Source organism: Schaalia odontolytica (assembly GCF_005696695.1).
Taxonomy (GTDB): domain Bacteria; phylum Actinomycetota; class Actinomycetes; order Actinomycetales; family Actinomycetaceae; genus Pauljensenia; species Pauljensenia odontolytica_C.
In genome coordinates this window covers 539,200-552,211 of record NZ_CP040006.1, presented here as the reverse complement: position 1 = coordinate 552,211, position 13,012 = coordinate 539,200, and the positions used below count along the sequence as shown (strand labels likewise).

10 protein-coding genes are annotated in these 13,012 nt (G+C 67.7%); 2 read left to right on the top strand and 8 right to left on the bottom strand.

Annotated elements, in window-relative coordinates:
• Positions 1-125: 125 nt before the first annotated feature.
• From FBF35_RS02360 to metG, 3 genes are all read right to left on the bottom strand, one after another.
• A complete protein-coding gene (locus FBF35_RS02360; protein WP_060566451.1) occupies positions 126-2,135 on the bottom strand; it encodes a sucrose-specific PTS transporter subunit IIBC in 2,010 nt (669 codons plus the stop codon).
• Between the two features lie 211 nt (positions 2,136-2,346).
• Positions 2,347-3,813 carry a glycoside hydrolase family 32 protein gene (locus FBF35_RS02355; protein WP_060566450.1) on the bottom strand — a complete coding sequence of 489 codons (1,467 nt, stop codon included), beginning with the start codon at positions 3,811-3,813 and terminating at the stop codon, positions 2,347-2,349.
• 122 nt (positions 3,814-3,935) lie between these two features.
• A complete protein-coding gene (gene metG / locus FBF35_RS02350; RefSeq protein ID WP_060566449.1) occupies positions 3,936-5,777 on the bottom strand; it encodes a methionine--tRNA ligase in 1,842 nt (613 codons plus the stop codon).
• A 131-nt stretch (positions 5,778-5,908) separates the two neighbouring features.
• Between metG and FBF35_RS02345 the strand changes: the two genes are divergently transcribed.
• A complete protein-coding gene (locus tag FBF35_RS02345) occupies positions 5,909-6,466 on the top strand; it encodes an isochorismatase family protein (RefSeq protein WP_060566448.1) in 558 nt (185 codons plus the stop codon).
• An 18-nt stretch (positions 6,467-6,484) separates the two neighbouring features.
• Here the strand turns inward: FBF35_RS02345 and rsmI are convergent, their stop codons facing one another.
• Genes rsmI through FBF35_RS02320 form a run of 5 tightly spaced genes read right to left on the bottom strand, consistent with a single transcriptional unit; the run spans position 6,485 to position 10,993 of the window.
• On the bottom strand, positions 6,485-7,390 hold the full coding sequence (gene rsmI, locus FBF35_RS02340; protein WP_060566447.1) for a 16S rRNA (cytidine(1402)-2'-O)-methyltransferase: 906 nt from the start codon (positions 7,388-7,390) through the stop codon (positions 6,485-6,487).
• A gap of 12 nt (positions 7,391-7,402) precedes the next feature.
• Positions 7,403-8,260 (bottom strand): metal ABC transporter permease, encoded by an 858-nt coding sequence (locus FBF35_RS02335; RefSeq protein ID WP_060566446.1) that lies wholly within the window; start codon positions 8,258-8,260, stop codon positions 7,403-7,405.
• Positions 8,257-9,138, bottom strand: a complete 882-nt coding sequence (locus tag FBF35_RS02330) for a metal ABC transporter permease (protein WP_060566445.1) — start codon at positions 9,136-9,138, stop codon at positions 8,257-8,259. Before FBF35_RS02330 ends, FBF35_RS02335 begins: the two co-directional genes overlap by 4 nt.
• Positions 9,135-9,851, bottom strand: coding sequence for a metal ABC transporter ATP-binding protein (locus FBF35_RS02325; protein WP_060566444.1), 717 nt, complete (start codon positions 9,849-9,851; stop codon positions 9,135-9,137). The genes FBF35_RS02330 and FBF35_RS02325 overlap by 4 nt, the downstream gene beginning before the upstream one ends.
• Positions 9,851-10,993, bottom strand: coding sequence for a metal ABC transporter substrate-binding protein (locus FBF35_RS02320; RefSeq protein ID WP_060566443.1), 1,143 nt, complete (start codon positions 10,991-10,993; stop codon positions 9,851-9,853). Before FBF35_RS02320 ends, FBF35_RS02325 begins: the two co-directional genes overlap by 1 nt.
• A 151-nt stretch (positions 10,994-11,144) precedes the next feature.
• Here FBF35_RS02320 and FBF35_RS02315 point away from each other — a divergent pair, with 151 nt between their 5' ends.
• The gene (locus tag FBF35_RS02315) at positions 11,145-12,890 is read left to right on the top strand and encodes a dolichyl-phosphate-mannose--protein mannosyltransferase (protein WP_060566442.1); all 1,746 of its coding nucleotides are present in this window, start codon (positions 11,145-11,147) and stop codon (positions 12,888-12,890) included.
• Positions 12,891-13,012: the final 122 nt, after the last annotated feature.

Below are 13,012 nucleotides of genomic sequence, written 5' to 3'. Positions count from 1 at the left end.
TGACCGCTCGCCGCCGCCCCGGGTTATTGTCGCGCCCGATACCACCGGCACGACAGACGGGTGGGCGACACCAGCGCACTGCTGGTGCCGCCCACCCGTTATGTCAGGAGTGATTCCCGGAAGGCTCAGGCTTCCTTGGGTGCCACGTCGAGCAACGCGTCACCGCGCTGGATCTCGCCGCTGGCGACCGGGGTCACCGCGCCGAACTTCTTCTTGTTCGTCACGACGACGGGCGTGATGGTCTCGTAGCCGGCCGCGCGGATCACGTCGAGGTCAACCTCGGCGAGGACGTCGCCGCGGCGCACGACATCACCCTTGGCGACGCGGGGCGTGAAGCCCTTGCCGTCCAGCTTGACGGTGTCCATGCCGACGTGGATGAGAACCTGGACGCCGGAGGCGGACTTGAGGCCGTAGGCGTGGCCCGTCGGGAAGGCGACGGTCACAGTGCCATCGAAGGGGGCCACGACGAGGCCGTCGGCGGGCTCGATACCGATGCCGGGGCCGAGCATGCCCTTGGCGAAGGACTCATCCTTGACCCGCTCGAGCGGAACCACGGTGCCCGCGAGAGGCGAGGCGACCGAGAGGTCAGCCAGCGCCTCGGCGCTGAAGGACGGGGCCGGAGCGGCAGCCGGGGCGGCCGCGGGAGCCGGAGCGGCGGGGGTGGCCACGGCGGCGGCCACGGGAGCAGCAGCCTTGGCGGCGGGCGCGCGACCCTCCATGTCGGCCTTGCCGCGCGTCATGGCGTAGGCGAAGGTGAAGCCGAAGGACAGAACGAAGACGAGGACCTCGAGGGCCAGGTACGCGGGGATCGACTTGGGGATGATCGACACGAAGCCGACGAAGCCTGCGGCGCCGAGGGCCTGACCGCGCACGTTCAGCAGGGCGACGCCCGCGGAGCCGATGGCAGCAGCGGCCATGGCGCAGAAGAAGGGCCAGCGCAGGCGCAGGTTGACACCGAAGATGGCGGGCTCGGTGATGCCGAAGACGGCGGAGGCGCCACCGGCGCCGGCCAGGCCCTTGAGCTTGGCGTCGCGGGTCTTGAAGAAGACGGCCAGGGCGGCCGCGCCCTGCGCGACGTTCGCCATGGAGGCGACGGGGAAGATGAAGTCGCCGACGCCGCCGTTGACGGGCAGCAGCGGGATTTCGATGGCGGGGAAGGACTGGTGCAGGCCGGTCACAACGATCGGGCTGTAGACGAGGCCGAAGAGAAGACCACCGAAGACGCCGAGGGTCGAGTAGGTCCAGTTAATGCCCCAGGTCAGGTACTCGGCGGCCACGCGGGTAACGGGACCGATGATCGTGAAGGCCAGGAAGCCGGTGACCAGCATCGTGATGAGCGGGGTCAGGAGGAAGTCCGCGGTGCCCTTGAGGACCTTGTGCAGGCTCTTCTCGATGAGGCACATGACGTAGGTGACGGCCAGGGTCGGGATGACCTGCGCCTGGTAGCCGATCTTGGCAACGTCCATGCCGAAGATGTGCCAGTAGCTCACCTGTGCCTCACCAGCGAGCGCCGCGCCCGTATTCCAGGCGTTGAGCAGGTCGGAGGACACCATGGCGGCGCCGATCGCAGCGCCGAGGTAGACGTTGCCGCCGAAACGCTTGGCGGCGGAGAAGCCGACGAGGACCGGCAGCGAGGCGAAGGCCGCGGAGGAGACCATGTTGATGAGGGCCGCATAGTCCGCGATGCCCGGGTACATCTGGGTCAGCGACTGCTCGCCGAAGAGGCCCTCAGCGGTCATGACGTTGTTGATGGCCATCATCAGACCGCCGGCGACCAGCGCCGGGAGGATCGGAACGAAGATGTCGGCAATCATCTTGATGAAGCGCGAGAAGAGGTTGCCACCCTTTTCGGCTTCTTCCTTGGCCTCATCCTTGGAGACCTCGCGCACGCCGTGGTTTGCGACCATCTTGGCGTAGACCTGGTCAACATCGCCGGGACCGACGATGATCTGGAACATGCCGCCGGCGGCGAATGTACCCTTCAGATCTTCGTTGTCATCGAGGGCCTGCTGGTTGATCTTGGACTCGTCCGCGATCACCAGGCGGAGACGGGTTGCGCAGTGTGCTGCTGCGCTGATGTTGGATGCGCCGCCGACTGCTTCGACGACCTCTCCTGCCACCTTGGCGTGATCCATTGCCGACCACATTCCTTTCTCAAAACCCCACGCGCAACGCCATTGTTACGCCGCGCTGGGCGGTGTGTAGCAATCGATTGACATATTACGGGTGGCAGAGTCCTCAACGCAAGGTGCGTCGGCCATCGTCTCAGGTCAGAGTATGAGAGACCGCCCACATACGACGAGGCCGTGGCCACTGTGAGCAGCCACGGCCTCGCGCGCGGGTCGTTTAGTCGGCGCGCGCGGCGCTCACGTTCGTCACGGAAGCGGCGCCCGTAAGGGTCACGCCGGAGCCGTCGCCGTTCAGGAAGCTGCGGGTCGTGAAGACGCGCGAGCCGTCGCCCAGGTAGATCTCGGTGATCGATCGGTCGTGGAGGATCTCGACGCGGCTGGTCTCCCCCGGCTCCAGGGTGACGACGCGGCGGCCACCGTGGGGGTAGCGCGTGCCCGTCAGGTCGACGGTCAGACGCCCCTCTTCAAGAGTGATCGCCAGGCCAGACTCCTCGCCGATGCGCACGGACAGGGCCTCCTCATAGGAAGCATCGAAGGCAAGCCTCCACGAGCGTGAGCCAGCGAGCTCCACAACGCGCGCCCCGGCCTCGTCCCCGGGAGCACCCTCGAGTGTGGCGGGCGCCAGGGGCAGGCCCGGAAGGAACGGTCGGGCGATGACGCGACCCCCGCGCAGGGTGAGGGCGCGCGGGGCGGTGAAGCAGTGCACCCAGCCGCCCGTCTCGATCGATGGCTGGTCGTCCTCGCCCGCATTGCCCGCCCAGCCGAACAGAAGGGTCGGTGCCCCCGGGTCCGAGGACGCGGAGCGCGCCATGATCTGGGGAGCATAGAACTCGGTGCCGCGGTCGAGCTCTTCGAAGGAGCCGTCCGCGCCCCGGAACTCGGTGCTCATGAGCTCGCCGACGATGGCGACGCACGGGAAGACATTCTCGAATCCCTCGCGCTCGGGCGAAATTCCCTGCGGGCAGAAAATCAACACGTCGTGGGCCTCACCCGAATCCTCGTCGACGAGGCGCACCAGGTTGGGGCACTCCCACATGTAGCCGAACGCGTCGAAGGCGCCACCGGCGTCGGGGAAGGTCATCTCGCCCTCGCACTCCCACGCACGCAGGTCCGTGGAGCGGTAGAGCAGGGCCGCGCCCGTGAGGTTCTCGCGCTGGACGCCGAGCAGCATCCGGTAGGATCCGTCCGCGTCGCGCCACACCTGCGGGTCGCGGAAGTGGGCGGTATACCCCTCCGGCTGGCGGCCGATAATCGGAGGCACCTGCTTGTTGAAGTGGACCAGGTCTGTCGTAGTGACGACGCACTGGGTGGCCTCGCGCTCCCCCGTGTCGGGGTCCTTGTAGTTGCCGGTGTACCACAGCTCGACGTGGTCACCGACCTCGATGGCCGTGCCCGAGTAGGCGCCGTTCGCGTCCTGGTGGGTGTCGGGCAGGATCGCAGGGGCGTGGTAGTCCCAGCGGGTCAGGTCCGTCGAGGTGGCGTGTCCCCAGTAGACGAGGCGGCGCGGGTGCTCGGGGGTGTACTGGAAGAAGGCGTGGTAGGTCCCATCGATCTCAATGAGGCCGTTCGGGTCGTTCAGTCGGCCCACCGGGGGTGCGACGTGAAAGAGCGGGTAGTCGGGATCTTGCGGGGCGCGCGACGAGGCCTCGGCAGTGAGGGCGGACGCGAGAAAATCTTCGGCCATGACCTCACGGTAACACCCCGAGACAGACGAGCGCGCGGGCGGGACACATCCGTCCCGCCCGCGCGCTGTCAAACGTACGCCACACTCATCGCAAGTGGCGTCATGCCAGGGAAAACCCCAGATCAGGCACCCGTCACATCGTCGGGGTGAGCGTCCGCGTAGCGGGCAAGCTCCTCCTCGACAATGGACTCATCCAGCTTCACGAACACCGGCGTAGGCTTGGCGATCGGGGTACCAACCGTGATCGGGTGGCGCTCCCAGGTCGGGACGTTCGTGTAGTCGCCCGTGATGATCGGGTAGCCGTCGCGGCCCTCGAAGTTGGCGGGCAGGACCTGCGGGTCGAGCTCGGCGACCTCCTCGATGTAGGGCATCGGCGCGATCTCGCCTGTGCCGCCCATGACGCGGTCGATGTCGTTGGCCGCGTGGGGCAGGAACGGGGAGAGCATGAGGTTGAGGTCCGTGACCGCCTGGGCCAGGGTCCACAGGACCGTCGCGAGGCGCTCCTGCTGCTCGGGGGCCTTCAGCTTGAAGGGCTCGGTGTCGGTCACGTACTTGTTGGCCTCGCCGACCAGGCGCATGGCCTCAGACAGCGCCGCCTTCTGGCGGTGGTGGCGAATCAGGTTGCCGACGGTCTCAAAACCGGCCTCGACGGCATCCAGGAGGGCGCGGTCGATGTCCTCGAGCTCACCGGGGGTGGGGATCTCACCGAACTTCTTGGCGATCATGGAGGCGGTGCGGTTGACCAGGTTGCCCCAACCGGCGACGAGCTCGCCGTTGGTGCGGCGCACGAACTCAGCCCACGTGAAGTCGGAGTCCGAGGTCTCGGGGCCGGCGGCGCTGATGAAGTAGCGCAGGGCGTCGGCCTGGTAACGCGAGAGGAAATCGCGCACGTAGATGACGATGCCGTGCGAGGAGGAGAACTTCTTGCCCTCCATGGTGAGGAACTCGGAGGAGACGACCTCGGTGGGCAGGTTGAGGACGCCCAGGTCGCCGGGAGCTCCACCCTTCGCGCCCTGGCCGTTGTAGCCGAGCAGCTCGGCGGGCCAGATCTGGGAGTGGAAGACGATGTTGTCCTTGCCCATGAAGTAGTAGGACAGGGCCTCGGGGTCGTTCCACCACTTGCGCCAGGCCTCGGGGTCGCCGGTGCGGCGCGCCCACTCGATGGAGGCGCTCAGGTAGCCGATGACGGCGTCGAACCACACGTAGAGGCGCTTGGTGGGCTGGTCTTCCCAGCCGGGGACCGGGATACCCCAGTCGATGTCGCGCGTCATGGCGCGGGGGCGGATGTCCTCGAGGAAGTTCTGGGAGAACTTGATGACGTTGGGACGCCAGGTGCCGGACTTCTCGCGCTCGTCGAGCCAGGCGGACAGGGCCTCGGCCAGGGCGGGCAGGTCGAGGAAGTAGTGGGTGGACTCCACGAAGTTGGGGGTCTCGCCGTTAATGCGCGAGTGCGGGTTGATGAGCTCGGTCGGGTCCATCTGGTTACCGCAGTTATCGCACTGGTCGCCGCGCGCTCCTTCGGCGCCGCAGATCGGGCAGGTGCCCTCGATGTAGCGGTCGGGCAGGGTGCGGCCGGTGGACGGGGAGATCGCGGCGCGGGTGACCTGCTCGATCATGTAGCCGTTGTCGCGCACGGTGGCGAACATGTCCTGGACGACACGGTAGTGGTTGCCGGCGGTCGTGCGAGTGAAGAGGTCGTAGGACAGGCCCAGGGCCACGAGGTCCTCGACGATGAGGCGGTTGTTCTGGTCTGCGAGTTCGCGGGCGCTCACGCCGGCGCCGTCGGCGGCCACCAGGATGGGGGTGCCGTGTTCATCGGTGCCGGACACCATGAGGACGTCGTGGCCGGCCATTCGCATGTACCGGGAGAAAACGTCGGAGGGGACACCGAATCCCGCAACGTGGCCAATATGACGGGGGCCGTTGGCGTAGGGCCATGCGACGGCGGACAGAATACGACTCATAGCCCCTAACAATACTGCGTTGGTGTCATAAACGGGCAACCGGCCGCATATCGAGGAATTGAAACAGCCCTTGGGCGAATGTGACCCGGGTGATACGCTTGGGGAAATTACTGATTTATCAGGGAGGTTTCATGGCCCGCGCACTCATTATCGTCGACGTTCAGCCCACGTTCTGCGAAGGTGGTGCTCTCCCCGTGACGGGCGGTAACGCCATCGCCGAGGCCGTGGCCGCCTACGTGGACGCGCACCGCGACGAGTACCAGCTGATCGTCACGACGCAGGATTGGCACATCGATCCGGGCGCTCACTTCTCCGAGACGCCGGATTTCGTGGACACCTGGCCCCCGCACGGCGTCGCGGGCACGGCCGAGGCCGAGCTGCACCCTGCTCTCGCGCACGTGAACGCGGACGTGACGATTAAGAAAGGCCAGTACAAGGCCGCCTACTCGGGCTTCGAGGGAACGACCGAGGAGGGCGAGACGCTGGAGCAGGTCCTGCGCAACGCTGGCATCACGGACGTGGACGTCGTGGGCCTCGCCGAGTCGCACTGCGTCGCATGCACGGCGGTCGACGCCGCTCGCGCGGACTTCAAGACGCGTGTCCTGCGTGAGCTGACCGCGCCCGTGACCGAGGAGCTGGGCGCGTCGGCCCGCCAGTGGATGACGTCGGAGCACGTCGAGATCGTCTGAGGATCCCCGACCTCGTTTTTATCGCGCGGCGAGAGCGGCCTTGTAGAGGTCGTTCTTGCGCGCGCCCGTCGCCGCAGCCACCTCAGCTGCGGCGTCTTTGAGGCGCATGCCTTCCGCCGCGAGCGCGAGGACGGCACCGACGTGGTCTTCGGCGCGTGCGCTTCGCGCGTATCCGGCGACAACGATCGTCACCTCGCCGAGGACGTCGTCGGCACCTTCCGCGAGCTGCCCGAGCGTACCGCGGCGCACCTCCTCGTAGTCCTTCGTGAGCTCGCGGCACAGCGCGGCGGAGCGGTCGGCGCCAAAGACCTCGGCCATGCGTGTCAGCGTGGCGGCTGCGCGCCGGGGCGATTCGAAGAAGATGAGCGTGTGCGGGTCGGTCGCGAGGTCCTGCAGGTAGCGCGTGGCATCCCCATCCTTGCGCGGTAGGAATCCCTCGAAGGCGAAGCGGTCCGACGGCAGGCCGGACAGGGCGAGGGCCACGAGCGGCGCGGAGGGACCGGGCAGAACGGACAGAGGAACGCCCGCGTCGATGGCGGCACGAGCCAGCCGGAAGCCAGGGTCAGAGACCGTGGGCATTCCCGCGTCGGACACGAAGACGACGCGCGCCCCTCCCCTGGCGGCCTCGACGATGCCCGCGGCCTTCTCGGCCTCGTTGTGGTCGTGCAGGGCGACGAGGCGGCCACCCAGCTTGATGCCTAGGCGCGAGGCCAGGGCGAGCGCGCGGCGCGTGTCCTCGGCGGCGACAATGTCCGCTCCTTGAAGCGCGGCGACGACGCGGGGCGAGGCGTCACGCACGTCCCCGATCGGGGTGGCGGCCAGCAGGATGGTCCCCGCCTCCTGGCGGTAGGGTTCCTGCGCGCGAGCGTCCTTGGACGTCGAGGCAGCCTCGGGGGCGTTGGTCGTGTCGGTCGCTGCTTCCATGCCCGTATCGTCTCACTGGTTTCCTGCGCGCGCACGGCGCGTCCGCCTCGCGCCCGCCACCCATTGGGGGACGCGCGAGGCGAGGACGCACGCGGCGCACAGGAGCGCGATGGTTCCGCCTGCGCTCAGGCGCGCGGGGACGGCGACCGCGAGACCGACGATTCCGAGGAGCGCCCCCAACAGAGGGCAGCCGACGAGGAAGGCGCGCGAGCTGCGCACGAGAGGCGCGAGCGCCGCGGCCGGCGCGGCAATGAGCGCGATCGACAGGATCGTGCCGACTGCGGGGATCGCCACGGTGACTGAGGCGAGGATGAGGCCGAGGATGACGAGCTCGTGACGCCCGGCGCGCGAGGCGGCGGCGGGGTTGGCGGGATCGAAACAGTGGGCGATCAGGTGGCGCCCACCCAACGTCACGACAAGCAGAGCGACCACGAGCACTCCACCCGCCCAGGCGACGTCGGCGGGCGAGACCGTCATGACGGAGCCTGTCAGGAAGGAGTTGACCGCGAGGGGCAGGGGCTTGAACCAGGTCGCCAGGAAGTAACCGGAAGCAAAACCGGCGGTCAGCACGATGCCGGCTGCGCCTTGGCTGGAGATACCCGGGATCGTGGCGAGCCTGCGCATGAGGGCGACGAGCGGGATGGTCCCCAGGAACGCTCCAACGTAGAGCGCCGCCGACATGCCGGAGTGCCCAAAGCCAAGGGCGGCGGCAATGACGACGCCGAGAACCGCGCCCGGGAACGTGCCGTGCGTGACGGATTCGGCGAAGAAGATGCGTCGGTCCAGGTAGGCGAAGGCACCGACGAGGCCGCCCAGGGCCCCGATGATCGTCACGTGAAGCGCGGGGTACAGGAGGAGGCTGGCAATCACGAGGCCTCCCCTCCCCCGGCGGTCACGGTCGTTTCACGCGACGTTTCACGCGCGGCTCCGACCGCGTGGGCGCGCCGGGCGCGGATCTCGCGGATGGCGCACGCGGCAGCGAAGCAGACGAGGACCCCCATGGCGACGCACGCCTGCGGGGAGAGCGGGCGCGGCGCACGCAGGAGGGAAACGCCAAATCCGGCCCATCCCCCGATGAGCGCGCAGGCGCCGGCCAGGAACATCATCGAGCGTGGTCCCGCCGCGAGGAGGCGACCGAAGGCTCCGGGCACCACAAGATATCCGACGACGAGGAGGACCCCGACCGCCGTCGACGCCGCGACCACGATGGCTCCGAGCGCCGCGTTGAACGCGATGTCAATCCAGGTGACCGGGATGCCGCTGACGTGCGCGGCCTCGCGGTCGAAGGCCACCGCGACCTGCGCGCGCCAGGTGAGGGCAAGCAGGGCGCCCGCAACCACGAGGACCAGAGCACTCACCGACATTCGAGAGGGCGTGATATCCAGGAGGCGGCCGAACATGAGGGATTCGAGCTGCCCTGACATGTCCCCGATGCGCAGGGAGATCACGATGCCGAGGGAGAAGAAGGCGGTGAGCAGGACCGCGGTCGTCGCCTCGGAGTGGCGCTGTTTGCGAGAGGCCGTCGTCAGTGCTGCCGCGATGAGTGCGGCGCACACGGCGCCGCCCGGGATGATCGCGTCGCGCCCGCCGACCGCCATGCCAACGACGATGCCAGGAAAGACGCCGTGGACCATCGTTTCGGCGCTGAATTCGGCGCGGCGCAGGTTGACCAGCGTCGAGGCTGGTCCCACCGCGAGCGCGAGCAGGCCGAGGACGATGAGAGGGCGCAGCAGGTAGGGGGCGATCATGACAGGGCCGCAATCGCCTCGTCGGCGCTCGATCCGTAGGCGCGCGCCAAGACCGCGGGCGCGAGGGCCTCGTCGGTGGGCCCCAGGGCGACGAGGCGGGAGGCGAGCACGCACGCCTGGGAGCACACGTCGCGCGCAAGCGACAGGTCGTGCGTGGACACGATGACGCCGACACCGTCAGCGGTCAGGTCGGCGATGAGGCCCGTGATGATGTCGCGGCTGGGAGCGTCCAGGCCGTTGAAGGGTTCGTCCATCATGACCAGCTCGGGGCGCGCGACCAGGGCACGCGCGACGAGGACGCGCTGGCGCTGCCCGCCGCTGAGCGTCCCGAAGCGGTGGGTGGCCCGGTCGGAGAGGTTCACGCGCTCGAGGGCGGCACTCACGCGCGCGCGCATGTCCGCGGTGATGCGCCTGCCCCAGCCGGCCTCGGCGATGAGCCCCATGGTGACGACCTCGGCAGCGCTCACGGGGAACGTGAGGTCCAGGTCGGCGCTCTGGGGCACGAGGCCGATGCGCGTTGCCTCCACCTCGACGGTCCCGGACAGGACTGAGCAGCCGCCAACGATACCTCGCATGAGAGTCGTCTTGCCGCCGCCGTTGGGGCCGACAAGGGCGAGGGCCTGGCCCCCGAACACGTCGAGGGTCAGGCCGGTCAGCGCCGGGGTATTCCCATACCCCAGCGCCGCGTCGTGAAAGGAGACGAGTCTGCCCATCACTGATCCTTCAGGCGCTCGGGCAGTTGCGGGACGGCGCCGCCCCACGCCTGCGTCACGGCACGCACGTTGTGGATAATCGAGCCAACGTAGGTGGCCCCTTCTGATCCATCGGGACCCAACGAGTCGCCGTACATGGCGTCCTCGCCCACGATGGGGGTCACGCCGGCCGCGCGAGCAATCGCCTCGATGGACTTGGAGTTGTTGGAGTTTTCGGCGAAGAGCGCGACCGCGCCGGATTCCTTGACGGCCTCGACGGCCTTGGCGATGTGGTCGGCGGTGGCGTCCTGCTGCTCGTTGAAGTCGGACAGGGCGGCGCCGATGAAGCGGATGCCGTAGTCCCTCGAGAAGTAGCCGAAGGCGTCGTGGGAGGTAAAGAGCACGCGCTGGCCTTCCGGCACGGTCTTGATGGCCTCGGCGGTCCACTGATCGAGGGCGTCGATGTCCTCCAGGTACGAGGCAGTGGCCGCGTTGATCGACGAGGCAGCGTCGGGCGCTGCGGCTGCGAGGCCCGCGCCGAGGTTAGCGACCTGGACGCGGGTGCCCTTCGGCGAGGTCCACACGTGCGGGTCGAAGCGGAATTCGGGCTCCTCCCCCGCTTCCTCCGGAGGGAACGGCCACGGGGCGACGTCCACGCGCTCACTTCCGCGATCAATCGTGTAGGGGCCCTCGGGGTCCGGGGTACCCGGGTTGTCGATGTCGGCAGCTGTCAGGACGCCCGAGGTGACAACCATGCGTCCCTTGAAGCCGGAGGAGACGACAGCGTCGTCGAGGAAGTGCTCGAGGTCCACGCCGGAGACCGCCATGACGTCGGCTTGTGCGAGTGCCGAGGTCTGCGCGGGGGTCATCTCGTGCTCGTGCGCGGATGCGTTGGGGGCGAGCAGGCAGGTGAGGCTCATGGAGAGGGCGGCGCCATCTTTCTGCGCGCCGACGTGGCTGCTCTTTCCGGCGGCGTCGGTCTTGTCGAGGGAAATGTCGGCGGATTTCGCGGCGATCTGGGTGACGTAGTCGCAGATCTGCGTGGTCGTGGCAACGACCGCGAGGCCGTGGGCCGAGGAGGAGGGCGAGCAGGCGGCCAGCGAGGCGGTTGCCAGGGCCAGCCCAGCGGCGGCTGCTACGCCGCGCGTCGTCGAGGAAAACATTATTGCTCCTGTGCAATTTTCGGGTACACGAAATTATAGCCACAAGCGAGAACAATTCTCAAGAGGCTCAAGCTGAACATTCTCTCCAAGTGCAAGAGCGAATGTGCGCCGCACTCCTTTCAGCGCGATAGGGCCGCTAGACTCGGATGCGATGGATACTGCGAACGCACACAACGACACGATCGACGAGACCGCGGACCCCCTCGAGCAGGAGGCGGCAGGCGACGAGATCGCCAGCGACCTCCCCGAGCGCGAGCCGGCGACCAACGACGAGGTCCCCGCACAGCCAGCCAAGGCCTCGTCCACTCCCCCGACCGATGGATGGGCGCCGCGCCTGTCGACGCCCACAGCGGGGTGGGTAGCGACAGCGATTGCGACGCTCGTCGCCGCTCTCATCCGACTGCCAGGACTGGGTAACGTCCGCACGCTCATCTTCGACGAGACCTACTACGTGAAGGACGCCTGGTCACTCCTCGCCCTCGGATACGAGGGAACGTGGGCCAAAGACGTCGACACCGCGTTCGCGAACGGCGACACCTCCGGCTTGTCCGCGGTGGGCGGCTATCCCGTTCACCCGCCGACGGGCAAGTGGCTGATCGCGATGGGCATGAAGTTCTTCGGCCAGGCAGATCCGGTGGGGTGGCGCATCGCGGCGGCAATCTGCGGCGTCATCACCGTATTCCTGCTGTGCCGCCTCGCGCAGAACCTGTTCCGCTCCCCCGCCATCACCCTCCTCGCAGGCCTGTTCCTCGCGACGGACGGCATGGCGATTGTCATGAGCCGCACATCCATCCTCGACGGATTCCTCGCGATGTTTGCGCTGGCCGCATTCCTGTGCGTCGTGAAGGATCAGCACATGGCACAGCCCGCACTCATCGCCAAGCTGGCGACTTGGGATGGACTGGGCGAGCCGAGGCAGGGGTGGCGCTCCGCTTGGGCGCACCTGACACTGCGCGATCGCCGCCCCTTTGCGATCGGCCCCAATGCAGGAAACCGCCCGTGGCTTTTCGCGGCTGGCATCTGCGCGGGTCTCGCCTGCTCCGTCAAGTGGTCCGGTATTTACGTGCTTGCCTTCCTCGGGCTGTTCGTCGCACTGCGCGAGGTGACGTGCCGCTGGCGCGCGGGACATCCTACGCCGATCCGCGGAGCACTCCTCGCAGACGTGTGGTGGGCGTTCGTCCTCATGGTTCCGACCGCGATTCTGACGTACGTGGCCTCCTGGTTCGGCTGGTTCACACACTCCGCCGCACACGGACACGGCCGTTCCGGCATTACAGGATTCGCCGGACAGCTGGCCGACCTATGGCTCTACCACAAGGAGATGTGGGCGTTCCACAACGGACTGAACACGCCCCACAAGTACCAGTCCAGCCCGTTCACGTGGCTCGCACAGGTGCGCGCGACATCCTTTTACTGGAACAACGGCGAGGCCGTGATGGGCTGTCGATCAGGCAAGTGCGCGAGTGACGTCGTCGCCCTCGGCAATCCCCTCCTGTGGTGGGTGGGCATCGGAGCACTGTTACTCGTTCTTGTCGCCACGTTCTACTACCGCAATTGGCGTGTGGGCATCATTGCCCTCGGCTACATCGCCCTGTACGTTCCGTGGCTCGCTTATGCGCATCGCACGATCTTTATTTTCTATACGGTCGCGTTTGCACCTTTCGTCGCCCTGGCAGTCGCATGGATGATTGGGCTCCTCGCGGGGTGGGCGACGATGGACGGATCGGCCGAACCCGCGCCAGCCAGTCGCCGGACTCAGATCACGGGGTGGGCGTTTGCCGCGCTCGTGACGGCTGCGATCCTCGGGTGCGCCATCTACTTCATGCCGCTGTGGCGCGGGGACGTCATCGACTACGACTTCTGGCGTGCCCACATGTGGCTGCAAAGCTGGATCTGACAATCCGCATAGACCCCAACAGGTAAGGGTGTGGCCCGGCAGTTTCATGCCGGGCCACACCCTTACTCTGAACGGCTGCTTCGACGAGCCCCCAAGCGTTCAACCACGGTCGCACGAAGACT